This window comes from Acinetobacter sp. YWS30-1 (assembly GCF_033558715.1).
Lineage (GTDB): Bacteria > Pseudomonadota > Gammaproteobacteria > Pseudomonadales > Moraxellaceae > Acinetobacter.
The window spans coordinates 2,573,297-2,598,626 of sequence record NZ_CP114606.1; the positions used below are offsets into that span (position 1 = coordinate 2,573,297).

Below are 25,330 nucleotides of genomic sequence, written 5' to 3' on the forward strand. Positions count from 1 at the left end.
AAGAATGAAAATTCATGATGAATAAAAAAATTGAGATTGAAAGCGCATGATCGTTGAATATTTAAAGAAGTTACCTTTTTATGAAAAACACTGGTTTCAATTTATTTTATTTGTACTACGGCGTTTTGAGGCTGACCGTTGTCGTGAGCAGGCAGGTTCACTGACCTATACTACCCTGTTTGCTGTAGTCCCGATGCTGACCGTTTTTTTGGTTATTATCTCTTCAATCAGAGCATTGGAACCGGCACGACAACAGCTCCAACAGCTGATCTATAGTAACTTTTTACCTAAAACGACGATCGCTTTCGATAAAGCGCTCAATGCCTTCACGGAGAAGTCCAGCAATTTAACTATTATCGGTATTCTTTTCTTATTCATCACCACAGTACTGATGCTCAGTAGCATCGAAACGGTCTTTAACCGGATCTGGCGTGTGACTGAAACCCGCGGCGGCATTATCGGTTTTATGCGTTACTGGACCATTATTTCACTCGGTCCAATTCTGCTGGGCAGCGCCTTTGTGATTTCTTCTACTTTGGCATCCATGAATATTCTCAGTAATAACTTTGCCGGTTATGAACTAGATGGTGCCTTTATTCTCTGGGTAATTTCTTTTTCTCTGACCGTACTTGGCTTTTTTATTCTGAACTGGACTATTCCCAATCGTAGTGTACCGCTCAAATCTGCTTTTATTGCCGGTCTGTTTAGTGCCATCGTATTTGAGCTATTAAAAAACCTGTTTGGCTTTTTGATGTCAAACTTTACCAGTTATGAAATTGTTTACGGAGCTTTCGCAGCTGTTCCTATTTTCCTGCTCTGGATTTATCTGTCCTGGATTATTGTATTGTTGGGCGTGGAAATCAGCTATGCCCTGACTGCATTCGAATCTGGACAGGACAATAAGCGCCATCCAATCGTCATGTTGCTGGATCTATTAGAACTGTTTTATAAAAAGCAGAAAACTGGTGAAAGTGTCAGTGAAGCCCAGGCACTAGAAGTTTTGGGACGGGATGAAATTGGACGCTGGCCTAGCTATGTCAGCATGTTTGAAAAACAGAATCTGATTAAACGTACAGATGACAATGAATATGTGCTGGTACGCGATCTGGATCAGGTCAGCTTCTGGAATTTTTATCTACAGCTTCCTTATCCATTGCCGCGCAAACAGCATCTGACTGATGTGCATACTGATGATCTCTGGATGCAAAAGTTCTCACCTAAACTGAATGAAACTGATCAGTTTCTGGAAGAAAAGCTCAGTTTTCCATTATCAGAACTGTTCCGCAGTAAATAAATTCAATCCTCTCTTTTGAGAGGATTTTTTTAAATGAATTGGATCAATTGTCAGCAGATAATCATCCTTGCTGTCATTAAAGCTATAATCCAAAAACTAAGTGTCGTTATTTTCATTGACCGGATTTTTATATAGAGGTTTGAGTCTTGATCTGAGGCTCAGGCTTCTTTAACCATCCCTGTAAACTCACCAGAATTACACCCAGCATCACCATAAAGGTCCCGACAATAAAATTGATCTCGACATGCTCATTTAGAATTAACACGCCAAACAGCATGCCAAATACTGGGGTTAAAAAGGAAAATACTCCTAAGCGTGAAGCCAGATAATGTTTCAACATCCAGAACCAGATCAGATAACTGGCAAAGGAAATCACCACAGTATGAAAAATCAGGCTGGAAATCGACAAAGTTGTCCATTGAATACTGGCTTGTCCAGTCAAAAAGGACAAAGGCAATAACACTATGCCAGCGATCAGCAATTGATAGAATAAGGTCTGGGTTGCAGGCGCTTCAGCCAGCGAGCTCAAACGTACACTCACGGTCGTGGCTGCCCAGAACACGCCCGCCAGTAGCGCCAGAAAATCTCCCCATAAGGCATGAGATTGTAAAGCAGATCCTGTCTGCGGGCGCAGCAGGAAACTCACCACAATACCACTAAAGGCAAGAAAAATTCCTCCCCATTGCACATGAGACAAATGTTCCGCCGGCAGTTTCCAGTGCAAGCCCAAAGCCACAAAAATTGGTGCAGTATAGAGCAAGACAATGGTATGCGAAGCTGAGGTATAACGCAGCGCCTCACCCACCAGATAAAATTCAGCGGCAAACAGCACACCCACCAGTAAACCTGCAGATAAGTATCGTGCACTCCAAAGCTGGCGGCGTACACTCTGCTGAATTAAAGGATAAACCATAAGTGCAGATAAGGCTGAACGTAATGCAATTTGCATCAGGGCAGAAATATCACTGGCCGCCCATTTCAATACGACCTGCTGTAAACCCCACAACATACATAGTACAAACATAATGGCAGATGCTTTGACATCCAGTGCCTGACGATGATTCAAAAAATATAGTCCTGTTCTTGATTGGAGTCGCTACACAATAAAATTTTCAGAAGTAGAAGATATAACATCAAAATAGACACACGATGAGGTGATTCAGGCAAAAAGAGTGATGCATAAAAAACGATTTAGACGCTATCCAATTTATATCTAGAAACTGAATGGCAACCGTGCCTGATCAGTCTGATAAATCATCCCTTGCTCATTACACTTTTCTAAACAAAATAAAGGAGCCCTTCGGCTCCTTGATCTCAAAAATCCGGTCTTACTTTACAAATGTCGTCCAGACATAATCCTGATTTTGGCCTTTTAGGGTCATTTTCAATTGATCACCCGATTGTAAGGCTGCCACTCCTGCTGGTGTACCGGTCATCACTACATCACCTTCTTCCAGTGTAAATACTTGACTAATGTCTGCCAATAAAGTTGCAATATCAAAAATCAATAAAGCTGTATCGCCTTTTTGACGCAGCTCATCATTGATCTCCAGCGTATAGTGCACATCTTTCCAGTCAGCAATCACATCACCTACTGGCACCCAGTCTGCGAGTATACAAGAACCATCAAAAGCTTTGGCCCGTTCCCAAGGTTGACCTTTTTTTTTCAGATCATCCTGCAGATCACGTAAGGTCAGATCCAGACCTAAAGTCACAGCACCAATTGCCTGCAAAACTTTGGCAGGATCATTTTCCTTGCTTAAGGTACGGTCAATACGCAAACTTAGTTCACACTCATAATGACAGTTGCCCCAGTCCGGATTCCATTCAATACCAGCATCCAGTGATGTCAAAGCACTCGGTGGCTTGATAAACAACACAGGACGATCAGGTACCGCATTTCCAAGCTCTTTGGCATGGTCAGCATAACTGCGACCGACACAAACAATTTTTGATGGGCGTGTACTCATGATCTCTTTCCTGTTCTTGATCTGTCTTATTTTTTGAAAGTATTTTCGAAAATGCTTTGCTCAGTACCATCTTTAAAAGCACGTTTTGGCACAATTACTACAGTACGGTTTTTCAGTTCCAGCATATAGGTCAGTTTGCCGATGGCAAAACTCTGTACTTCATTATAATGCACGACCTTGCTACGCCCGTTATTGTAAATTTCTGCATAGTCCTGAAACAGGTCAATGCCCTGTTCACTTTTCCCAAACTGGTATTTTACAAACTGGCGCTTAAACATCATCGGCAGGAACCAGTAACGCATGATGCCCTGTAGAATCAGAAAGAAGGCACCCAAAGCCACATAATAACGACCAACCCCATTCAGGCCCATCGAAAAGCCCCAGATAATAATTCCGATGCTAACCAAAGGCGTCAGAAAGCGTGAAATCTGTTTTTTGCCAAAAGTGGCCAGGGCAAATCCATCCTGAGATTCTTCTAGAGTGAGATAATAACGGGTGGATAAAGTCGGTGCTGACTCAGTCATAGCATCACATCAAAAATATAAAATCCTGCCCCATACTATATCAAAATATGCTTAAAACTCATGGCTTATGCTATCAATTACATAACTTTGCTTTGGAAATAACTGGATTTAGTTTTAAATAAATCATCATTAAAACAAAAAACACACAATAGGATATTGGATGAAAGGATTGATCCCCTATTTGCTGATGAGTAGTACCTTATGTGCAATCTCACCGGCTTTCGCAAAAATAACGCCATGGACACCTAATCTGCCAAGCAGTCTTGATGTATTTCAAGGTAATTCTCAGCAACTGGCTGAACTCACTGGCGAGCGTATCCTGATTTATGCGCATCCCGCCGGCAAAACCCATCTACCGACTTTTAAAACGGCTTCTAGCAGCAAATCCCAGTTTTATAGTGCGGCTGTAGTCTTGCCTGCATCCGAAGCACAAGTCGAAAAATTACTGCAACATTATCCGAATTATGTTGGCCTGTTTCCGACCCTAAAATCCGCCAAAGTGATTGAGCAGCAAGGGAGCATTCAACAAGTCAAATATCAGGTGCATATTCCTACCCCAATCCCAGTCTTAAACTTTAAAGAAACTGTGGTGATGCAGCATCATCTGGAAAATAACAGTATCAGCACACTAATTCTGGATGCGCCAATTCCCTATGGGGCCGGAAAGCTGGAATGGTTTGCACTGAGCCCCAATAAAACCTTAGTAACGGTGACGCAATGGGGTGATCTAAACCAGCCGCAAGGTTTTCTATTTAGCAAGATTCTAAATGCCCTGCCGGAAGCCAAACTCGGCATTCCTGCTGGCACCAATGCCTTTCTGCTTGAAGCTTTACAACAGCGTTTTAAATATCCTGCTGCTACAATTTTAAATACGGCAATACCCCAAGTTCAGCTCAGCAATCAGCAAACTCAGAAAATTGCCCAGCTTAGTCAAAAATCAGGACAACCTGTCAGCTTTATTTTGCCCAATTATCAGATCAAGGCCGGTAAAGGTTCAGAAAATCTAAGATTCAGTACTACCTATCAATATTTCTCACATCCAACTGAGAAGCTGCAGCCTTGGTTATCGGCTCAGGCCAGCCAAAAACTCTTTCCGCGACAAATCAAAAAAGTGGAACTGAACCCAGTCAACCCGCAAAGTATTGATGCCAACTACAAGGTATCAGTCGGCTTAGGCGTCATTCAGATTCCCTTTAATTTTAAAATGCGTTTTGAACAGCCAAATACCTTACAAAACCAATTCTATGCTAATGGCGGAGATTTAAAATTTGTACGGGGTGGAATGAAGCTTTTGCCGCAATCTCAGGGAACGCTATTCCAAATCACCAGTTCCATGAAAATTCATGATCAGGCGCCTTTTTTACTGAAAGCCATGCGCAGCCTTCCCTATCATGACATGTTGCCGGCAGTTGGTGGTAATACCGTCTATGCCTTAAAAGTACAGCAGAAATTAAAATCTTAAGTTCATGTCTAATTATTGGTTTTTTATATGAAAAATTAAAAACTAAAGACGTAAAAAAACCGCATCAATGTGCGGTTTTTTCAGAATTCTTTATCAAGATTGGTGCGCTCAGAGAGATTCGAACTCCCGACCCCTTAGTTCGTAGCCAAGTGCTCTATCCAGCTGAGCTATGAGCGCGACGTCTTGATGGGGTGCATTATATAGAGTTTTCAGCACTTGTTAAGTGTTTTTTAATAAAATTATAACCGAACGTACAGTAATTAAACGATACTACAATATTTCAGTTTTTTTGATGAAAATTCCTGCGAATTTAGAGTTAAAATCAATAACCCAGACTTGGCAAAATTTCAGGATTAGCTAAATTAATCTTTCAGTTACCTCATATTCATTTGCTCACAGCCTAATAGAGCTATTCCCCAACCAGGCCAGTTTTAGCCTCGCCTACCCGCTGATAACAGCTCAATACCACGCCATTTGAAGTCACTTGATGATCTGTCACTGCAAATGCTGCTGGCATAGAGTCTTCAGCAAATAGACGTTTTCCTTTGCTCAATATTATAGGAAAGGTCATTAAATAGAGTTCATCCACAAGATCATGTTTAAAAAGCGCCTGTACCACTGCAGCACTGCCATACACCCGAATATTTCCCTCCCCTGAAGCCTTCAGGTTAATGATCTCATCAATACTTTTAGAAAGATCGTATTTTGCCAGTCCGAGTGATCCAAACTGGTGGATAGCACATATTTATTTACTTCATTAATTCCTGGCCAGTCTTCAGCATGCTTCGGCCAGTAAGGCTCAAAAATCTGAAAGGTATTCTTACCAATCAGAATATCGGTAGACTGCATCCATTTTTGCATGATGCGATCAAATGCTGCATCGGGTTCAGCACTAAAATACGGCGCCACCCAGCCACCATATTGAAAGCCACCAGATGTATCTTCTTCCGGACCGCCGGGTGCCTGCATTACACCGTCTAGAGTCAGAAATTCCTGGACAATAATTTTTCTCATCACAATGCCCTTATTTTTATTGAGTCATCTAGGATTTATTTTTAGCATGTGATTCAGGCGGATTCTGTAAATTTTAGGCACAAAAAAACCGCAACATGTGCGGTTCATTGTTCAAGTTGGTGCGCTCAGAGAGATTCGAACTCCCGACCCCTTAGTTCGTAGCCAAGTGCTCTATCCAGCTGAGCTATGAGCGCGTAACTTGTGTCGTCTTTATTAGACTGCGTTATTTTCCGGTTTACTTATTGGTGCGCTCAGAGAGATTCGAACTCCCGACCCCTTAGTTCGTAGCCAAGTGCTCTATCCAGCTGAGCTATGAGCGCGACATAAGTAAAGTGGCGGTGAGAGAGGGATTCGAACCCTCGATACAGTTACCCGTATGCGTCCTTAGCAGGGACGTGGTTTCAGCCACTCACCCATCTCACCGTAACGTGCCGCCATAATACAAATTTCGGCATAGCACTGCAAGCACAGCTTGAAAAAAAACTGCATATTTTTGCTTGTTTAAATACTTTTTAAACAATTTCCCTATTTTTAGTCATTTAAGTCCTGAAAAAACCCGATAAATTTCCAGTTATCTAAAATTAGCCAAAAATCGAAAACTTAAACAGATTATTGCAATCATTTACGTGCAGTCTGCACTGACATGACTTATGCTAAACCTATCTCCAAGGACACTTTAAAGATATGATGAAAAATTGGGTCGATCCTGAAGCAAAAGCTGAAGCCGAACGTTATGACAACCCTATTCCAAGCCGTACCCTGATTCTCGAAACTATAGAAGAAAAAACTGCCCTGTCCCATGCCGACCTGGTGGAATATTTTGAAATTGCCGATCAAAAAAGTATTGATGCCCTGAGCCATCGTCTGATTGCGATGGTACGTGACGGGCAATTAATGAAAGACGGTTACAAGTTCCAGATCGCGGCGGAACAGCCTGAGCATGAAGCAACGGTATATATCAACTCCAAGGGAAGCGGTACAGCCAATATTTCAGGTGAAGATGACCTGCTCTTACCTGAGCGTGAATTGCGTCAGGTCTTTAACGGTGACCGTGTTAAAGTCCGTCAGACCTCAGTAGATCGCAAAGGTAAGGCCTGGGGCTTTATTACCGAGGTTTTGCAGCATCGTGTCAAACAGATCATCGGGAAAGTGTCTGAATATGAAGGCGAATACTTTGTTCAGCCAGCTAATCCAAATGCACATCAGCCAATTACTCTAGAAAAAGAGCTGATCGAGCATGCCAAGGTCAAAGTCGGCGATTCAATCCGTGTGGCAATTGATACCTACCCAACCAAAGAAGAATTTGCGACTGGCCATATTGTGCAGTCGATGGCAGATAAAGCCGATACCGAAATCATCATTCCACAGACGATTCTGGAATATGGCCTGCCATATGAATTCCCTGAAGAAGTCTTAAAAGAAGCGGAAAGTTTTAAAGAGCCCTCTACCAAAGACCGTGAAGGCCGTGTCGATCTACGTGATTTAGCGCTTGTCACCATTGACGGCGAAGATGCACGTGACTTTGATGATGCGGTTTATGCAGAAAAACGTCCGGGCGGTGGTTATCGCGTGGTCGTAGCGATTGCTGACGTGAGTCATTATGTACGTCCGGGCAAACCACTAGATGATGAAGCGCAAGAACGTGGGACATCCGTATATTTCCCGCACTTCGTTTTACCAATGTTGCCTGAAGCACTCTCTAATGGCCTGTGTTCATTAAATCCGAATGTCGATCGCCTGTGCATGGTCTGTGACCTGAAACTGTCACGTGCTGGCCGAGTGACCGGGTATGAATTCTATCCTTCAGTCATGCATTCCAAGGCACGTCTGACCTATGATCAGGTCGCGAAGTATTTTGAAGGTGACAGTACAGCAATCACTGAAGATCGTAGTGTACGTAAATCACTAAATACCCTGTTCCAGTTGTATCAGATTCTAAAAGGCTTACGTGCTGAACGTAATGCAATGGAATTCGAAACCATTGAAACCTATATGACTTTCGATGAGCTGGGTGGTATTAATGAGATTCTGCCACGAACCCGTAATGATGCGCATAAGCTGATTGAAGAATGTATGTTGCTAGCCAACGTTGCAGCAGCTGAATATGCATTGAAAAATGAAATACCGATGCTGTACCGGGTGCATCAACCCCCTGAGTTCTCACGTATCCAGAAAGTTCGTGATTTCGTGAAACTGCTGGGTCTGCCATTCCCGGAACAGCCAACCCAAGCTGACTATCAAGCGGTGATTGAAGCGACCAAAGACCGGATTGATGCGCCAAGTATTCATGCCGTGTTATTACGTTCCATGATGCAAGCCTATTACGGTGCCGACAATGCTGGCCACTTTGGTCTGGCCTATGAAGCGTATACACACTTCACCTCTCCAATTCGCCGTTATCCGGATCTGTTATTACATCGTGCTATCAAAGCTCATTTGAGTAAAAAGCCATATCCAATTTCAGGTGCATCTTTAGATGATGCCGGTGAGCATTTCTCAGCGACAGAACGCCGTGCTGATGAAGCCTCCCGCTCTGTAACGACCTGGCTGAAATGTCACTATATGCAGCAACATCTTGGTGAAGAGTTTGTTGGCATTATCAGTGCAACGGCTGAATTTGGTTTGTTTGTCACGCTGAAAGACCTCTATGTCGATGGTATGGTACATGTGAGCCAGTTGGGCGATGACTTCTTTGTCTTTGATCAAAGCAGCCAGAGTCTGGTCGGCCAGAACCGTGGTCAAATCTTCAGTCTGGGCGATGAAGTCAAGATCAAGGTCGCTGGAGTCAATCTGGAAGAACGCAAAATTGATTTTGAACTGATCCAGCAACTGACTCATGCGGGTCGTCCAATTCGCGCCCGTGCTCCACGTGTCGCAGAAAAAAAACCTGCACCACGTCCGGAAGCAAAAGAGGAAGTCTTCAATAATCATGAGCGTGCGCAAAAAGCCCAGCCCAGTGATGATGGAGAACAGCCCATACGACGCAAAAAAGACAAATCCAAGCCCAGTTCCTACAGCAAAAAGCCTGCTAAAAAATCTGCAGGAAAGTCTGAAGCAAAGGCTAAAGATAAAGTAAAGAAAAAAGCCAAGATCAAAAAGAAAAAGTCGAATGCAAAAGCCAAGACTGAATAATTTCTGATGATCATAAAAAGAGCGCTACGGCGCTCTTTTTATTTTATAATTCGGTTAAATAAAGATTAAAAAAATATCATGCTTATTGCATCAAATAATAAACAACATTTGCATATCTATGCGATTCTAATTTTTACAATTTTGATCTTCAGTGACTTTATTGCACTCAAGTATTTTAATTTTTTAGCAACGCCACTTACGAATTATTTTGCATTGATTATAAGCTGTGTCATATGTATTGGAATATTGCTGTATTTTATAAGACTCAAACAGCATGGTTTATGGTTTCCACCTTATCATTGGCGTAATTTCAGAAAGTGCCCCAAATTTTATAGTCTTTTTATCTTTCCTTCGGTCATGATCTCAGCACTTTGGATTAATCTGACCACCTATCCACCCTATCTTTATACGAAGCTGACAGGCGAAACTAACAGTATTTCGATTACTACTCAGGCTGGGAAATTCAAAGGTGTTCGAAATCATATCTCTCATGCCTTTGACACAGAATATAGACATTTACCGGTTATGGAGTTATCTGCTTCTGAGCTTCTGCTTTATCAAAATAAACCCGTTGAACTACAGCTTAAGCTTACAACAAGTAATTTAGGCAGCATTGTGCATGAGATTGAAGAGATCAGGATCCAGTCTGAAGTCGAATAAATAATACCGTCGTATGCTTGATTTCCCTGCCAATAAGCCCTACATCTAGATTTAACACAGGAAATGACTTCGGCAGAAACGACATGACATTAGAAAAAGCAACTTTACCCGTTCCACAATTCGATCAGATTACGCTGGCAGATCTTAAACAAAAAATTGAAAACTGCATTCAGCAAGGTTTGCAATTTCTAAATGAACTGAACCAGACACCTGATACTGTCCAGGAACAACTTGCTGTTCTGAAACAGGTCGACACGCTAGAAAATAATATGAGCGAGTCCTGGGGTGTTTTGTCGCATCTCAACGCAGTCATGAATAATAGTGAAACCCGTGATGTTTATCAGGCATTATTACCGGGTCTAAGTGATTACTATACGCAGCTAGGCCAGCACACAGCGCTATATCAAACCTATCAACATATACAGGATGCACCGGTCTTCAATGAACTACCGGAAGCCCAGCAAAGTGCAATTAAACTGGCGCTACGTGACTTTAAATTGTCAGGCGTAGCTCTAGAGGGTGAAGCAAAAAAACGCTATGCGGAAATTTCTGCACGTTTGTCACAACTTTCCTCAGATTTCTCCAATCATGTACTGGATGCAACTCAAGCTTATTTCAGACCGCTTAAGGAAGAAGAATTAGCGGGGCTGTCTGAAAGTAATATTGAACTGTTAAAACAATATGGCCAGCAACGTGAACTGGATCAGCCGGTTGCTACTTTAGATTTCCCGTCTTATCTGGCAATTATGACTCATGCCGAAGATCGTGGCCTGCGTGAAGAACTCTATAAAGCCTATACCACACGCGCGTCAGATCAGTCCGAACAGACTGAATTTGACAATACAGCCATCATGGAAGAAATCCTGAAATTACGTCAGGAAATGGCAGCACTATTAGGCTTTAATAACTATGCCGAATATTCACTGGCCAGCAAAATGGCGCCAAATGTCGAAGCTGTTGATGAATTCCTGCGTGATCTGGCGGAACATGCCCGTGCGCCTGCTAAACAGGAAGTGGCTGAACTGAAAGCCATTGCTGCTGAAGATGGCATCACAGAATTAAAGCCTTGGGACAGCAGTTACTATTCTGAAAAGCTGAAAATGCAGCAGTTTAATCTGTCTCAGGAATCGCTAAAACCCTATTTCCCGGCTCCAAAAATTCTGCAAGGCCTGTTCAGTATCCTGAAACGTTTATATGACATTCAGGTGGTTGAACGTGAAGCGCCAGTTTGGCATCCAGATGCGCGTTATTTTGAACTGGAAGACCAAGGCGAAGTGATTGGCGGTTTCTATTTCGACCTCTATGCACGTCAGGGCAAACGTGGCGGTGCCTGGATGAGTGGATTCCGTTCACGCATGCAAATCGCTGAAGGACTGCAAAAACCGATCTGCTATATGGTGGCAAACTTTACTCCACCAGTCGGTAACCGTCCTGCACTACTGACTCATGATGAAGTGATTACTCTGTTCCATGAGTTTGGTCATGGTCTGCATCATATGCTGACAGAAGTGGACAATATTGCCGTGGCTGGTACACATGGCGTGGATTGGGATGCTGTCGAACTACCAAGCCAGTTTATGGAATTCTGGGCTTGGGATCAGGACAGTTTAAACCTGCTCAGCGAACATATCGAAACCAAAGAAGTCTTACCTGCTGACTTGTTAAAAGCCTTACTGGATGCCCGTTTCTTCCAGTCCGGTATGCAAACTTTGCGTCAGCTGGAATTTGCTTTATTTGACTTAACCATTCACCGTGCCAATCCGGCATTGAATGCTGAACAGATTCAGGCAACCTTGAACGAGATTCGTGAAAAATACGCTGTTTTACCTACTACAGCATATAACCGGTTCCAGCACAGCTTCAGTCATATCTTCGCGGGTGGATATGCAGCGGGCTATTATTCTTATAAATGGGCAGAAGTTTTGGCCAGTGATGCCTTCGATCGCTTCGAAGAAGAAGGAATTTTTAATACTGAAACTGGAAAGCAGTTTAGACAAAAAATTCTAGCAGTTGGCGGAAAAGATACAGCACTTGACGCATTTATCAATTTCCGCGGACGCGAGCCAAAAATAGATGCTTTGTTACGTCATCAAGGTTGGACGAACCGCTCTAAAAACGCTTAAACTACGTTTTTAAGTAAATCACAGGGTGAGTATGATGGCTATCAAACGTCGTTTCATTGCAGGCGCAAAATGTCCTAAATGTCAGGCGTTGGATCGGATCGTTATGCTGACCTCTGGTGAAGCTGAATGGATTGAATGTATCGAATGTGGGTATGAAGAAAACCGTCCTACCCATATCGAGGAACCTGAGTCACCAGCCGTTCCGGATGAAATTGGTGTGATTCAGTTTAAACCCCGTCAGCCAAAAGAATAATTTCGGGAACCTAAATGACTCTAGATCATCGACAAAATCCTAAACTTTTATGGGGAATAGTGAGTGGATTAATTGTTGTGATTATTGCTGTTTTAATAATTACACAGTTTTTTCTCAAGCAAAATGAAACATTACCAGCACATCAGGGTGACTTGATGCACGCACCGGTGACACAAGCCGCACCTAAAGCAGAACCTGAACCGGAAGAAATTGTGCCTACTTCTGAAAATGTCTTGGTCGATGCCTCTATTATAAGAGAAGAAGTCACTGAAAATGCCACTTTGGCGAAAGAAGAAATTGCCAAACTGGAAGATATTCAGCAACAGCTCAATGAGCAGGAAAAAAGCCTGAAGCAACAGCATAGTGATGCGGATGAGCTGATTAAACTCAAAGAGGAACAAATCAAGTTACTCGAAGCACAACTGGCACAATAGTCAGAATGAGTTAGGGATTTTCAGCTAGAATATCCACAGATTTTCTAGCTAAGTTCCCTCATGAGTGTAGCCTCTCCCTCGCATCTGGTTAAGGCAATTGTCTTTCTGACCTGTTCCGCTTTTTTGTTTTCAGTCATGGGCGTCTGTATCCGCTTCGCCTCACACACCGTTGATAATGCCACTGTGGTATTTTTCCGGAATTTTGTCGGCCTGTTTATTTTTCTTCCTTTAATCTTCAATAAAGGCATTAACTTTTTTAAAACTGAAAAACTCTGGATGCACACCTGGCGTTCTGTCGCAGGTCTGACTGCGATGTATGGATTTTTCTATGCCATTGCACATTTAAAGCTCTCCAATGCCATGGTCTTTACCTATTCCTCACCAATTTTTATTCCGCTGATTGCCTGGCTGTTTCTAAAAGAAAAAGTCACTCAAAGCATGTTACTGGCTGCTGCGATCGGTTTTATTGGCGTGTTGTGCGTGGCTAAGCCTGATTCCGGTTTATTTAACCTGATGTCCGTGATTGGCTTGAGTGCCAGCTTCCTGGCTGCTATGGCTTTTGTCACGGTTCGTGCACTGACTCAGACCGAACCACCAGAACGGATTGTGTTTTATTTCTGTCTGATCGGCACCCTGATTTCCATGATTCCAATGTTCTGGCATTGGCGTCCTTATACCCTGACTGAACTCGGTTATTTAATTGCAGCCGGTTTATTGGCAAATACCAGCCAGTTATTTCTATCCAATGCTTATAAACTGGCACCTGCTGGTCAGATTGGACCAGTGAACTATATTGCGATTTTCTTCGCTGGCTTATGGGGCTATTTATTCTGGCAGGAAGTTCCGGATCTCTATAGCCTGCTCGGATTAGGGCTGATTTTTTGTGGGATTTTACTTTGCAGTCCTGTTTTACAAAATAAGCTTAGGCTGCGTTAAGGCCACAATAAAAAAAGCACCCGAAGGTGCTTTTTTTATTTGCTTAAATTACTGATACCAGCCGAAGAGTTTAAATACATAAGGTACATAGGCAATGGTCAGCATCGCTGGCAGTAACACGATCATCGGTAAAATCCAGCGCTCATAACGGTAATAAAAGGACTTATGTCGAACTTCTGCATCCGCCTCGGCCACCTCAGCATCACCAATGGATTGCCTTGCTAACAGATGGTTCAGGGCAACTGGCGGTGTCACATAACCCAGCTCAAAACCAATCAAGGTAATCATCCAGAAATGCACAGGATGAATTCCATACTGATAGGCGACTGGTGCAACGGTTGCTGAAATCAGGATCACCGCACCGAATGGGTCCATGATCATGCCAACGAACACCATCAGGCCAACAATCATGGAAATCACCAGAATGGTACTGCTAATATCTGTCGGGAACGCTTCCATAATTTCCATACGTTCCAGCAGGCCGCCCACACTGACAGACAGTGCCATCAGGATCACCAGCGCACCAATGTGTCCAACCGTTTCACTGGTCGAAATGTGTAATGATTTCCAGAAGCCAACTTGACGCAGGCTTTCACCAACAGCCGAACGTTTTACACCATGGTCTACAGCCAGCTCACTGCCCTGCTGCTCAATATGGTCTGCTTCACGATATTCAGCATTAATGGCTGTACCCGCGGTCGCCATTGCAGGCGTATTTGCTGAACCTAAGGTGGTGGTTAAGGTTTCATCCCAATGTCCCACTGGCGGTAATGGTGCAGGCTCGTGACGCAACTTATCAAATAGCACGATCATCAATAGAATGACTGGCATCATGACAGGCGCAGTAAATTCATTCAGATCTGTAGACAAGGCATATTTGTAGAACAGCCAGATCAGGATGAAAATCACGATATAAGGAATCACATTTACAAAGGCACGTGCAGACTGTGGTGCAGCCAGACCAGGTGCAGCAATACGGAACTTGCTTTCAGCAAAGAATAGCGAAATGATCAGGAACAATGTTGAACTGAGCAAGAAGACGTAGACACCGTAGTGATACAGCATATCTGTCGTCACTTCCTTGTTCAGTGAAGCCACCACAACAATTAATAGACATGGACGTAATACCACACCGAGTGAACCCGACATGGCGGTTGCTGCCAAGGCAAACTGACGGCGACCACCGGCATTCCACACTTCCTTATAAATGATCGCACCTGCAGCAATCACGAAAATCCCAGATGCACCGGTATAAGCGGTTGGTAGTGCAGCTGCCAGCAGGATTAACCAGGTCAAGGTTTCTGGTGCCAGATTCCATGGACGCAGGATATTCAGGAACATGTCTACGACACGGGTTTGTTTCAGCAACATACCGGCCCAGATAAATAAGGCCAGATTCAGGAAGATGCTCGAAAACTCAACCAGTTGCCCCAGATAGATGCCCTGACCCATCGGGTAATCCATCAAGAAGACAAAGTTAAACCCGGTACTGATAGCCATATAGGCATAAAGTGGCACGCTTAAGAAAGCCAGTCCGAAACTACCCCCTTCTCGGGTCGCCTGAGGTGGCTTAATGACTTGGTACAGACTGATCAGGGTCAATGTCCCAAAGAGAATCATCCATAGCCAGTAGACATACTTCATGTCTCCCATCGGCACCCCGGAATTCAGCACCGACATATATTGGCTGTAGGAAGAATAGACCAGGAAACTGTTCGCGATCAGCATCGCCACAGAATAGACTTTGAAATCGATACGGGTGGCTGGACTACGTAGACCAATATGATGGGTTTTCAATGTCGCGCTGATTGCAGCAAATACCACCATGATAATCAACAGTAAGGCACGGTTTTCAGTCCCGAACTTGAAAATGCCAAAGAATGAAGTTTCAAAACTGCGATAGGCGCGAATACTTGGATGCGCTTCAATATGCGTTATCGCCTTGTCATAGAACTGGTAAGACTCTTCACAAACCTGTTGTGCCTGCATCACTGCAGCACGCACATCCGCTTCAGAACGTACACCGAAGAAATCGGCATATTCATCGGCGGCATCTGCTTTCATCTGCTCCTGAACTTTTTGATCGACATTAATATTACGATCACATTGTGGTGCTTTCGGTTCAGCACGCAAAAACGAATATTGCATGCCTGTCGCCGGATCACCATACAGACGCTCGCCCATACGCAGTAACTGACCATGAATCATTTCCCCGGTTCCAATCACTAAGGTCAGTAAGAGCAAGATGAGCACGACAAAGGTCGAGATCCACTCTGTCCAGATATAACGTAACAGACCTAATCCTGATCTGTTTTGATTATCGTTGTGCATGTATTTTCCTATTCTTGTTTTCGCGCCTTACATTCTTTTAAGCGCTGGTCTTCCTGTCTGCCCCGAAAATTCCTTTACAAGGGTCAGTATCATTATTTTCTGTTTTGACTCTGCATGAAAATCAGCAGAATAAAAATGACAATTTATCTTTTCTTTTTGTCTTTTCTGCCAACAGTTTCAGCTATCCTGGACATAATTGCCCAAGATATAGAGCAATGCGACTACCACTCCCCAGATCACCCCTAATAAATGCGCTTCGACCAGTACCGGACTGCCGATAAGTTGTGCAGTTTCCTGATTTCCAATGGTATTTTCCCAAATCAGTTTGGCAAAGATTAAAAATAATACCAGCACGGCAAATCCACGTTCGCGTTGATAAAGCAGATGCACACAGGCGACTGCGACATAAGCCCCATGTAATACCCCGGATAGTCCTGCATATGCTTCAATATTTGGCAGGAAAAAATAAAAACTCAGGCTGATCAACGGCGGCAGAATCAAAAGAATCGAGACGAAATGCCACACAGATGCACGGGGGAAAATGAAAGGTAGACAGATAAAAGCAAGAATATTCAGAAAATAATGGGCCCAGCCGACATGCACCCAGTGCGCGGTCCAGAGCCGCCAAAACTCCCCGAGCAGGCTTTCCTGCCAGTAGATGAAAGCATCGTTAAAGATTTGCAAACTCGCTGAAAGAGAGACAAAAGCCGCCAGAAAAATAATTTTTCGTCGAAGATGTTGATCTTGCATCGGCTCCTTGAACTCCTTTCAGCATATTGAAAATGACCTCTATGAGCATCATTCACTTAATTTTTCATTAAATTATAGGTCAGCGCTAAACAGATCATCCAGTTCTGAAGAATTATCTGTTTCATCCCAGAAAGTCTGCATGCCATCATCTGCACTACGAATACCGGTATTTTCAGTCCAGTAACGGTCAGAAATACCATTCACCATAATGGCAGCCATACTGTCGATCAGCTTGAACTGAGGATTGACTGGCTTTTCATCACTACGTGCCTGATCAAAGGTTCTTAACGCATCACGAATTTTGGCATCATCCCCACTGGCCTGTGCCGCTACAGCATATAAGGCATGTGATAAACGTACACCTTTTTGCTCACCGATTTGTACTGACTGTTTCAGAGTTTGGTAAGGATCAGGTTTTCCATCACCTGCCCCTGGCAATAAAGTCCAGATCACAGCACGGGTTGCATTTGGCGCGCCCCAGAATTTGGTATTATCCAGACAGGTCATGCCACGCTCAACCACAGCCGCAATATCTTTAGGTACTTGTACAGCCCCACCCGAGTTAATGTCATTGGTCATGGCTTGCAAGCCACTCAGCATGCCCAGCAGATAAACTGTCTGTTCAATATCACTGTTCATGCGTGGACAGCCTTCACCCAGCGCTTTTTTATATTTTTTCTCATAACGGGTCTGGAATAGCTGATAACCCGTGTACTGACGTTGTGCAGCCAGTGCAGCCCACCGTTTCTGCTCAATCCGCGCATCCTGAGCTTCAGTCACCTGATTGACTTTAGAAGCACGCAGATACCGTAGCTCTGCATCCAGCGCTTTCTGCTCGGCACAAATCCCCGCTGCGGAGTACATCAGTACCGCAACACGAGTCGGATCAGCCCCCATTTCCTTGGTCGACATGATGGCTGGTGTTAAAGAATTCCCGGAATTACACACCATCTCGGCATCATCCATCGCCAGGATTGGTGGAACAATATGCTTTTCAGTGAAGCCCAGCGCCACATTGGCACCGGTTTTAATGACCTGAGAACATCCTGTTAGAACTGTTGTTGTTATTGCAATGGTCGCCATACCTTGGCATATTTTTCGGACGCTCGACATTTTCCTGTCCTCTATAATTGTGATTATGTCCATTATTCTGCTAAACATATCAGAAGCATATAACGAATAAAAGAGTATTTACTCTAATTTAGACCAGACACTTTGCCATTAAATTGCCCAGCTGCAATTGACTGTAGTAGATCAAATCCCAAATTTTGGGCAAAAAAAAGTAGCATTGCGACGGTTCAGCACATGCTACTTATCAACTTGGCAAGCCGAGAAGAAAATAGGTTCTCGAGCTTAATTCTGTTATTTAGGTGAAAATCTGTCCTTCAGCACCGTTCCCAGCAGTCCTATGACTAGGGCCATCACAATCGCAACGATCAAAAACATCCACATTGGAAATTCCATCATGATCTCCTGTGTTCGCTGTTGGTGACTTAAATGTACCTGCTTATAAAAAAAGCAGCTGAAAAATTGTCAGACAATTCATTGTTTTTACAGGGAAATATGATTTTTTGTCTGACAATTCAAGCAGGGTTAGCGGATAAATCTTTATTTTTAATCAATTTATTTAAAATTTCGGAATGTCATTTGTCGGACAATTAAAGTATTTTTGTCAAAACTTTCAAAGACTTCCATTGTTTAAAAGGCAACTGGTCACACCAGATGAGCAACGGACGTGCTTTTGCATGCTGGAAATACACCACGATATAAGCTTGGTGATCAATCACGTGACTGATCAACACTCGCCGTGTGCCTTGCGCAGCTGCTGTCAGTGACCATTCACGTCCATCCAGATATTCAAACTGCTCAATGTGCGGTGTCTTACGATAAAACAACTGGTAGATGACTACTCCGATGACGCCACAAACCAGCCAAATTATCACAGGCAATAACTGATACAGCAGGAACATTAATACAGCGAAAATAAAAAGCTGAAACACCAGCGCACACTTGCTGCGTTTCAGCTTGAAACAACGATTATCCATGAACGTAAAATTTAAGCTTCTTGATAAAATCTTTTAATTCAGGGCGTGGGGGTTCAGACACTTCCATAAACCAGTCCAGCAGGTCTGGATCTTCCTGTGCAACCAGCTCAGCAAACATCTGTTTTTCGAAGGGATCAGCAGTGAGATAATAGTTTTTCACGTAGGGATCAAAATATACATCGATCTCTTTCAAGCCACGACGCGCGCGATAAATCACTTTGCGCTCTTCTAAGGTGATGTCATCAGTCATCGAATTTTCCCAACTCGTTACAAACCTGAGTAGTTTACCTTAAGCCATTGCTGAATTTCGAGGTATTTCATACAAATGACCAAAAGCATCAGTAGATTCCCCAGATTTGAACATTCAGCTCATTGTTCCCTCATCTGCTCTATCTTAAGTTAAATAAAACATCACAATAAGGGAATTATAAGATGCATTCGAGCGCGATCCGTCCATTGGCCAGCATGCTGCCACGTCAGCTTTTCAATGATGAACATGAAGCCTTTCGGGAGATGGTCCGTAAATTCTATGAAAAGGAAGTGATTCCTCATACAGAAAAATATGAACAGCAACAGCATATCGATCGTGAGCTCTGGAATAAAGCCGGTGAACTTGGCCTTCTCTGTGCCACGATGCCTGAAGCTTATGGCGGTTCAGGGGTGGATCGTTTATACAGTATGATCCTGATCGAGGAACAGGCCTATGCAGGCGACTCTGCGACAGGATTTTCACTGCACTCAGATATCGTGGCCAATTATATTCTGAACTTTGGCAATGAAACACAAAAGCAGCAATGGCTCCCGAAAATGGCTACAGGTGAAGTGGTCACGGCAATTGCGATGACCGAACCTGGAACTGGCTCCGACCTGCAGGCAGTACGCACTAGTGCTGTATTAGAGGGTGATGAGTATGTGATTAATGGTTCCAAGATATTCATTACCAATGGCTATCTTTGTGATATGGCAATTGTGGTATGTAAGACGGGTCATAGTGAGAAAGGCTCTGCCAATCTTTCTTTGATTATGGTCGAAGCAGATCGTGCAGGATTTAGTAAAGGTAAACCCTTAAATAAAATCGGCATGAAAGGTCAGGATACCTGTGAACTGTTCTTTGACAATGTCCGTGTGCCTAAAGAAAACCTGCTAGGTCAGGAAGGCATGGGTTTTATGATGCTGATGAAAGAACTGGCTTGGGAGCGGTTAATTGTGGCCATCATATGTCAGGCAGGGGCAGAAGCGGCATTCGCACATACGGTAAAATACACCAAAGAACGTCAAGCCTTTGGCAAACCGATCAGCGCTTTTCAAAATACCCATTTTAAACTGGCAGAACTGCGTACCGAAATTGAAATCTGCCGAGCTTATCTGGACCGTTGTATGCAACTACAGCTTATTCAAAAATTGGGAGTTGATGCCGCCGCAGCTGCTAAATACAAAATTTCTGAACTGTATAGCAAAGTGGTGGATGAATGCCTACAACTGCATGGCGGTTATGGCTATATGCTGGAATATCCGATTGCACGAGCGTACCTGGATAATCGCGCGAACCGCATTTATGCAGGAACCAATGAAATCATGAAGGAACTGATTTCCAGATCACTCTAATTTGAAATATGAAAAAGGAGTACATCAGGTACTCCTTTTATCTATGTCTATACTTAAGACACCAATCTTGGCTTGGCTGGCACAGCACTGGATTTCGATTTGAATTTCAATACTCCATCTTCAAAAGATGCCGTTTTAAGCTCTTTACGGTCTGCCAGATAATTATTGGATACTTTCCAAGGTGCATGCTTACCCTGTTTCGGCATCACATCTGCGGCACGGGCAATATAGCCTGAAGTTAAACTACCCATCACCGTATCTTCAAGTAATTCCGTAGCATCCCCTTCTGGAATCACTTCATCATAACCATGCTGATCCATATAATTGAGCAGACGGCAGATATATTCTGCGGCAATATCCACTTTCAAGGTCCAGGAAGCATTGATATAACCAATAATCAGCGCCATATTTGGCACATCACTGAGCATGACCCCTTGATACAGCATATGCTTCGACGTATCCAAAGGCTTGCCATCCATCGTGGCCTGAATACCACCCAGAATCTGAATATTTAAACCAGTAGCAGACACAATAATATCCGCATCCAGATATTTACCTGATTTCAGCTGAATCCCAGTTTCAGTAAATTTCTCGATATGATCTGTTTCTACAGATGCATGACCTTCACGCAGGATTTTGAATAAATCCCCATCTGGCACTACACATAGGCGCTGATCCCAAGGTTCATAATTCGGGGTAAAGTGTTTCATATCCACTTTCCCTTTCAACTGAAACTGTACAGATTTCAATAATAAGGTTTTCAGTAGTTTTGGCTGTTTTTGTGCGAGTGCATAGATACCACGCTGCATGCCAATATTACGCGCACGGGTCAGCTTATAAGCCACATCTTCTGGCAATAATTTACGCATTTTTGAGTAAATCATGTCGATCGAAGGAACTGAGGCGATATAGGTGGGAGAGCGTTGTAACATGGTCACATGCCCTGCACCGCCTTTCACCATGGCTGGAACTAATGTTATTGCTGTCGCACCACTGCCAATAATCACTACTTTTTTTCCGCTATAGTCCAGATTTTCAGGCCAATGCTGCGGGTGAATAAATGTACCTTTGAATGCTTCCTGATGCGGGAATTCCGGCTGGAAGCCTTGATCATAATTGTAGTAACCCGTACAGCCAAGAACAAAGTTAGCGATCCAGGTCTGCTTTTTGCCCTGAGCGTTTTCAGCTACGACTGACCATTTACGTGTCGCTGAATCATAATTGGCACTAACGACGCGATGTTGAAAATGAATTTTTGAGCTCAAGTTAAATTCCTGAACCACTTCTGCAAGATAATTTTTAATTGCCGAGCCAGAAGCCAATACACTTTCTTTTTTCCAAGGCTTAAAGTTGAAGCCAAAAGTCGACATGTCCGAATCTGAACGGATACCAGGATATTTAAACAGGTCCCACGTACCGCCAAAGCTTTCGCGACGTTCAATAATTTCGAATGAGCGTTGAGGACTATGTTTAGAAAGATGGGCCGCCAGACCAATTCCCGAGATCCCCGCGCCTACAATTAAAATATCAACTTGCTTTTCCATATTCTTCTTTTACCTGAGCATTGTCATATATTTTATTAAATCACAAAATTGACAATACACAATGTCAAGTTTGAATAAAAGTGATTATTTTCTTATCTTTTCAGGACAAATTTCTAAACTGCCTGATAATGGGTAAATGCAAGACAATAAAAAAGGCCGGTTTATTCAACCGACCTTTTCGAACAACGTTTGCTGCTCTACACGAAATTAGTTGACTTCGCGATCTACTAGCTCAACGTAAGCCATCGGTGCAGCATCACCTGCACGGAAGCCCGCTTTAAGAACACGTAGATAACCGCCGTTACGCTCTTTGTAACGAGGGCCAAGAACGGTAAATAATTTACCAACAGTTGCAGCTGAACGAGTACGAGCAAACGCCAAACGACGGTTTGCTACTGTATCGACTTTAGCTAAAGTGATTAAAGGCTCAGCAACACGACGTAATTCTTTTGCTTTAGGCACAGTTGTTTTGATCAACTCGTGCTCGAACAAAGAGTTAGCCATGTTTTGGAACATCGCTTTACGATGACTGCTTGTACGGCCTAATTTCACACCACTATTACGATGACGCATGGTGATAGTCCTACTTAATTAACGGCTACGATAGGCGAAACGATCGTCCATACGGAGACTAGCTGGTGGCCAGTTCTCTAAACGCATGCCGAGTTGTAAGCCTTTGGAAGCCAGAACATCTTTGATCTCAGTAAGCGATTTTTTACCAAGGTTAGGAGTTTTAAGTAACTCAACCTCAGTACGCTGTACAAGATCACCAATGTAGTAAATGTTTTCTGCTTTCAAACAGTTAGCAGAACGAACAGTTAGCTCTAGATCATCTACTGGACGAAGCAAAATTGGATCAACTTCTTCACGAGGTTCTTGAGCCACAGGAGCTTGATCTTTCTGAAGATCAACAAAGATTGCAATTTGTTGTTGCAAGATTGTTGCCGCTTTGCGGATTGCTTCTTCAGGATCAACTGTACCGTTGGTTTCAAGATCAATGACCAGTTTATCAAGGTCAGTACGTTGTTCTACACGAGCGTTTTCCACTGTGTAAGACACACGTTTGATCGGGCTGTAAGATGCATCTAACTGTAAACGACCCACTGGGCGAGTCTCGCCTTCTGGGAAACGTGAGTCAGAAGTCTCATAGCCACGGCCTTGAGCCACTTTCAGGCGCATCTTAAGATTGCCTGATGCACTTAACGTGCCGATCAAGTGTTCAGGGTTAACCACTTCAACATTATGAGGTAAACGAAGGTCAGCCGCAGTTACGTCGCCTGGACCTTGTTTCTCTAATGTTAAATAAGCTTCATTTTGATCGAACAGCTTAATAGACAATCCTTTTAGGTTCAGCAAGAGCTCGACGATGTCCTGCTGCAAGCCTTCCAAAGTACTGTACTCGTGCTCAACACCTTCAATCTCAACTTCTACCACAGCAGCGCCAGGTAAAGAAGAAAGAAGGATGCGACGTAAAGCATTGCCCAGAGTATGACCAAAGCCACGCTCTAAGGGTTCTAGAATAACTTTTGCCGAGGTCCCGCTTGCCGCTTCGACCTTGATCGCTTGCGGAGTTAGAAACTCATTTGCAGTACGCGTCATATTGCTACCTCAAGGATTATTTAGAATACAATTCTACAATCAAGCTTTCGTTGATTTCAGCAGGTAAATCAGAACGATCCGGTGCAGCTTTGAACGTACCTTCTAGTTTAGAATGATCTACTTCCATCCAAGAAGGAATGCCACGTTGAGCAGCTAATTCAATTGCGTTTTTGATACGTAATTGTTGTTTAGCGCCTTCGTGAACTGCAATCACGTCACCAGCTTTAACTTGGATAGACGCGATGTTAACGCGGCGGCCATTTAAAGTGATTGAACGGTGAGATACTAACTGACGAGCTTCTGCACGTGTAGAACCAAAACCCATGCGATAAACAACGTTATCAAGACGGCTTTCGAGCAATTTCAACAGGTTTTCACCAGTTGCGCCTTTAACACGAGCAGCTTCTTTGTAGTAGTTACTAAATTGACGCTCTAAAACACCGTACATACGACGTACTTTTTGTTTTTCACGTAATTGTAGTGAGTACTCAGATTGTTTACCGCCACGAGCTCCACCATGTTGACCAGGAGCTTTAGCGTGTTTTTTAGTTTTGACGTCAAATGGTTTAACGCCAGATTTTAATTGCAGGTCTGTCCCTTCGCGGCGAGAGAGTTTGCATTTTGGACCAATATAACGAGCCATGAATGTTTCTCCTTACACGCGACGTTTTTTAGGTGGACGGCAACCGTTGTGAGGGATTGGAGTCACATCGGTAATGCTGTTAATTTTATAACCCACTGCACCTAATGCACGAACCGCAGACTCACGACCTGGACCAGGACCTTTCACAAGGACGTCCAAGTTTTTCAAACCGTAATCTAAAGCAGCTTTACCAGCAACTTCAGCAGCTACCTGAGCAGCAAACGGAGTTGATTTACGTGATCCACGGAAGCCTTGTCCACCTGAAGTGGCCCAAGCCAGTGCATTACCTTGACGATCGGTAATAGTCACAATGGTGTTATTAAAAGAAGCGTGAATGTGTGCAACACCTTCAGAGACGGTACGAGTGACCTTCTTGCGTGTGCGAGTATCTTTAGCCATCTTTTAGCTTCCAGAAATCTTATTTCTTAATTGGTTTGCGCGGACCTTTACGGGTACGTGCGTTAGTTTTGGTGCGTTGACCACGGACAGGCAAGCTGCGACGATGACGAAGACCGCGGTAGCAGCCTAAATCCATTAAACGTTTAATGTTCATGGAAATTTCGCGACGTAAATCACCTTCGGTCGGAACCTTGGCAATTTCTGCACGAATCGCATCAAGCTGAGCGTCATCTAATTCACGGATCTTAGTAGTAGTTGGGATACCCGCAGCAGCTAAGATTGACTTAGCAGTGTGGCGACCAATACCAAAGATGTACGTTAGAGAGATAACAGCATGCTTGTTATCCGGAATGTTTACACCGGCAATACGAGCCATTCAATTTTCTCCAAAAAGGCAGTAGAGATAATCAACCGCCCCACAAAAATCTTGAGGGGCGGATAATAACCCAATTCGCCTACTGAAATCAACAGGTCTTGATCAGATTAACCTTGACGCTGCTTATGACGAGGTTCTGCGCTACAAATTACGCGGATAACCCCATTACGACGGATAACTTTACAGCTACCACAAATTTTCTTTACAGAAGCTTGTACTTTCATGATGAAACCTCT

At 43.5% G+C, this 25,330-nt stretch carries 24 protein-coding genes, 4 tRNA genes and 1 pseudogene; 9 read left to right on the plus strand and 20 right to left on the minus strand.

Features of this window, described 5'->3' with window-relative positions; translation table 11 throughout:
- The first annotated feature begins 46 nt into the window (after positions 1 to 46).
- Positions 47 to 1,294 (plus strand): YihY family inner membrane protein, encoded by a 1,248-nt coding sequence (locus O4M77_RS12145; RefSeq protein ID WP_159122614.1) that lies wholly within the window; start codon positions 47 to 49, stop codon positions 1,292 to 1,294.
- A gap of 127 nt (positions 1,295 to 1,421) precedes the next feature.
- Here the strand turns inward: O4M77_RS12145 and O4M77_RS12150 are convergent, their stop codons facing one another.
- The 3 genes from O4M77_RS12150 to O4M77_RS12160 all read right to left on the minus strand — a co-directional run bounded on the left by O4M77_RS12150 (position 1,422) and on the right by O4M77_RS12160 (position 3,788).
- The gene (locus tag O4M77_RS12150; protein ID WP_159122615.1) at positions 1,422 to 2,360 is read right to left on the minus strand and encodes a DMT family transporter; all 939 of its coding nucleotides are present in this window, start codon (positions 2,358 to 2,360) and stop codon (positions 1,422 to 1,424) included.
- 262 nt (positions 2,361 to 2,622) lie between these two features.
- On the minus strand, positions 2,623 to 3,264 hold the full coding sequence (locus O4M77_RS12155; RefSeq protein ID WP_159122616.1) for a fumarylacetoacetate hydrolase family protein: 642 nt from the start codon (positions 3,262 to 3,264) through the stop codon (positions 2,623 to 2,625).
- Positions 3,265 to 3,290: 26 nt separating this feature from the next.
- Positions 3,291 to 3,788, minus strand: coding sequence for a YcxB family protein (locus O4M77_RS12160; protein ID WP_104425699.1), 498 nt, complete (start codon positions 3,786 to 3,788; stop codon positions 3,291 to 3,293).
- Between the two features lie 160 nt (positions 3,789 to 3,948).
- On the opposite strand from O4M77_RS12160, the gene O4M77_RS12165 reads away from it, so the two are divergent.
- Positions 3,949 to 5,250, plus strand: a complete 1,302-nt coding sequence (locus O4M77_RS12165; protein WP_159122617.1) for an SRPBCC family protein — start codon at positions 3,949 to 3,951, stop codon at positions 5,248 to 5,250.
- Between the two features lie 100 nt (positions 5,251 to 5,350).
- Here O4M77_RS12165 and O4M77_RS12170 read toward each other — a convergent pair.
- The 5 genes and pseudogenes from O4M77_RS12170 to O4M77_RS12190 form a co-directional block, all read right to left on the minus strand.
- Positions 5,351 to 5,427 (minus strand) — tRNA-Arg (locus tag O4M77_RS12170).
- Between the two features lie 232 nt (positions 5,428 to 5,659).
- Positions 5,660 to 6,264, minus strand: a pseudogene (locus O4M77_RS12175) (dihydrofolate reductase family protein).
- A gap of 117 nt (positions 6,265 to 6,381) precedes the next feature.
- A tRNA-Arg gene (locus tag O4M77_RS12180) sits at positions 6,382 to 6,458 on the minus strand.
- 49 nt (positions 6,459 to 6,507) lie between these two features.
- Positions 6,508 to 6,584, minus strand: a tRNA-Arg gene (locus tag O4M77_RS12185).
- Between the two features lie 13 nt (positions 6,585 to 6,597).
- Positions 6,598 to 6,687 (minus strand) — tRNA-Ser (locus O4M77_RS12190).
- 261 nt (positions 6,688 to 6,948) lie between these two features.
- Here O4M77_RS12190 and rnr point away from each other — a divergent pair.
- The 6 genes from rnr (at position 6,949) to O4M77_RS12220 (ending at position 13,802) form a co-directional block, all read left to right on the plus strand.
- Complete coding sequence (gene rnr, locus O4M77_RS12195) at positions 6,949 to 9,396, plus strand: ribonuclease R (protein ID WP_159122618.1); 2,448 nt, start codon at positions 6,949 to 6,951, stop codon at positions 9,394 to 9,396.
- Between the two features lie 78 nt (positions 9,397 to 9,474).
- Positions 9,475 to 10,056 carry a hypothetical protein gene (locus O4M77_RS12200; protein ID WP_159122619.1) on the plus strand — a complete coding sequence of 194 codons (582 nt, stop codon included), beginning with the start codon at positions 9,475 to 9,477 and terminating at the stop codon, positions 10,054 to 10,056.
- A gap of 83 nt (positions 10,057 to 10,139) precedes the next feature.
- Positions 10,140 to 12,179: a M3 family metallopeptidase gene (locus O4M77_RS12205; protein ID WP_159122620.1), complete on the plus strand. Its 2,040-nt coding sequence runs from the start codon at positions 10,140 to 10,142 to the stop codon at positions 12,177 to 12,179.
- Between the two features lie 40 nt (positions 12,180 to 12,219).
- Positions 12,220 to 12,432, plus strand: a complete 213-nt coding sequence (locus O4M77_RS12210; RefSeq protein ID WP_171064841.1) for a YheV family putative zinc ribbon protein — start codon at positions 12,220 to 12,222, stop codon at positions 12,430 to 12,432.
- Between the two features lie 14 nt (positions 12,433 to 12,446).
- Positions 12,447 to 12,866, plus strand: coding sequence for a hypothetical protein (locus O4M77_RS12215; RefSeq protein ID WP_159122621.1), 420 nt, complete (start codon positions 12,447 to 12,449; stop codon positions 12,864 to 12,866).
- Positions 12,867 to 12,926: 60 nt separating this feature from the next.
- Positions 12,927 to 13,802 (plus strand): DMT family transporter, encoded by an 876-nt coding sequence (locus O4M77_RS12220; protein ID WP_104425693.1) that lies wholly within the window; start codon positions 12,927 to 12,929, stop codon positions 13,800 to 13,802.
- A gap of 48 nt (positions 13,803 to 13,850) precedes the next feature.
- Here the strand turns inward: O4M77_RS12220 and O4M77_RS12225 are convergent, their stop codons facing one another.
- The 5 genes from O4M77_RS12225 to O4M77_RS12245 all read right to left on the minus strand — a co-directional run bounded on the left by O4M77_RS12225 (position 13,851) and on the right by O4M77_RS12245 (position 19,178).
- A complete protein-coding gene (locus tag O4M77_RS12225) occupies positions 13,851 to 16,133 on the minus strand; it encodes a TRAP transporter large permease subunit (protein ID WP_159122622.1) in 2,283 nt (760 codons plus the stop codon).
- Between the two features lie 177 nt (positions 16,134 to 16,310).
- Entirely contained in the window at positions 16,311 to 16,883 is a 573-nt protein-coding gene (gene rrtA, locus O4M77_RS12230; protein ID WP_104425691.1) for a rhombosortase, read from the minus strand.
- Between the two features lie 72 nt (positions 16,884 to 16,955).
- Positions 16,956 to 17,996, minus strand: a complete 1,041-nt coding sequence (locus tag O4M77_RS12235) for a hypothetical protein (RefSeq protein WP_004786877.1) — start codon at positions 17,994 to 17,996, stop codon at positions 16,956 to 16,958.
- A gap of 545 nt (positions 17,997 to 18,541) precedes the next feature.
- Positions 18,542 to 18,928, minus strand: coding sequence for a hypothetical protein (locus O4M77_RS12240; protein ID WP_159122623.1), 387 nt, complete (start codon positions 18,926 to 18,928; stop codon positions 18,542 to 18,544).
- Positions 18,921 to 19,178, minus strand: a complete 258-nt coding sequence (locus O4M77_RS12245) for a succinate dehydrogenase assembly factor 2 (RefSeq protein ID WP_034590267.1) — start codon at positions 19,176 to 19,178, stop codon at positions 18,921 to 18,923. The genes O4M77_RS12240 and O4M77_RS12245 overlap by 8 nt, the downstream gene beginning before the upstream one ends.
- A 182-nt stretch (positions 19,179 to 19,360) precedes the next feature.
- Here O4M77_RS12245 and O4M77_RS12250 point away from each other — a divergent pair, with 182 nt between their 5' ends.
- Positions 19,361 to 20,533, plus strand: a complete 1,173-nt coding sequence (locus O4M77_RS12250) for an acyl-CoA dehydrogenase family protein (RefSeq protein WP_159122624.1) — start codon at positions 19,361 to 19,363, stop codon at positions 20,531 to 20,533.
- 53 nt (positions 20,534 to 20,586) lie between these two features.
- Here O4M77_RS12250 and O4M77_RS12255 read toward each other — a convergent pair whose 3' ends face one another.
- The 7 genes from O4M77_RS12255 to rpmJ all read right to left on the minus strand — a co-directional run bounded on the left by O4M77_RS12255 (position 20,587) and on the right by rpmJ (position 25,318).
- Entirely contained in the window at positions 20,587 to 22,077 is a 1,491-nt protein-coding gene (locus O4M77_RS12255) for a flavin-containing monooxygenase (RefSeq protein WP_159122625.1), read from the minus strand.
- Positions 22,078 to 22,284: 207 nt separating this feature from the next.
- The gene (rplQ, locus tag O4M77_RS12260) at positions 22,285 to 22,650 is read right to left on the minus strand and encodes a 50S ribosomal protein L17 (RefSeq protein WP_004786886.1); all 366 of its coding nucleotides are present in this window, start codon (positions 22,648 to 22,650) and stop codon (positions 22,285 to 22,287) included.
- Positions 22,651 to 22,668: 18 nt separating this feature from the next.
- The gene (locus O4M77_RS12265) at positions 22,669 to 23,676 is read right to left on the minus strand and encodes a DNA-directed RNA polymerase subunit alpha (protein ID WP_004786889.1); all 1,008 of its coding nucleotides are present in this window, start codon (positions 23,674 to 23,676) and stop codon (positions 22,669 to 22,671) included.
- 16 nt (positions 23,677 to 23,692) lie between these two features.
- Positions 23,693 to 24,319, minus strand: coding sequence for a 30S ribosomal protein S4 (gene rpsD, locus O4M77_RS12270; RefSeq protein WP_004786890.1), 627 nt, complete (start codon positions 24,317 to 24,319; stop codon positions 23,693 to 23,695).
- A 12-nt stretch (positions 24,320 to 24,331) separates the two neighbouring features.
- Positions 24,332 to 24,718 (minus strand): 30S ribosomal protein S11, encoded by a 387-nt coding sequence (rpsK, locus tag O4M77_RS12275; protein ID WP_001040166.1) that lies wholly within the window; start codon positions 24,716 to 24,718, stop codon positions 24,332 to 24,334.
- Between the two features lie 19 nt (positions 24,719 to 24,737).
- Complete coding sequence (gene rpsM / locus O4M77_RS12280) at positions 24,738 to 25,094, minus strand: 30S ribosomal protein S13 (protein ID WP_004786893.1); 357 nt, start codon at positions 25,092 to 25,094, stop codon at positions 24,738 to 24,740.
- A 107-nt stretch (positions 25,095 to 25,201) separates the two neighbouring features.
- Positions 25,202 to 25,318, minus strand: coding sequence for a 50S ribosomal protein L36 (gene rpmJ, locus O4M77_RS12285; RefSeq protein ID WP_000867907.1), 117 nt, complete (start codon positions 25,316 to 25,318; stop codon positions 25,202 to 25,204).
- Between the last annotated feature and the right edge of the window lie 12 nt (positions 25,319 to 25,330).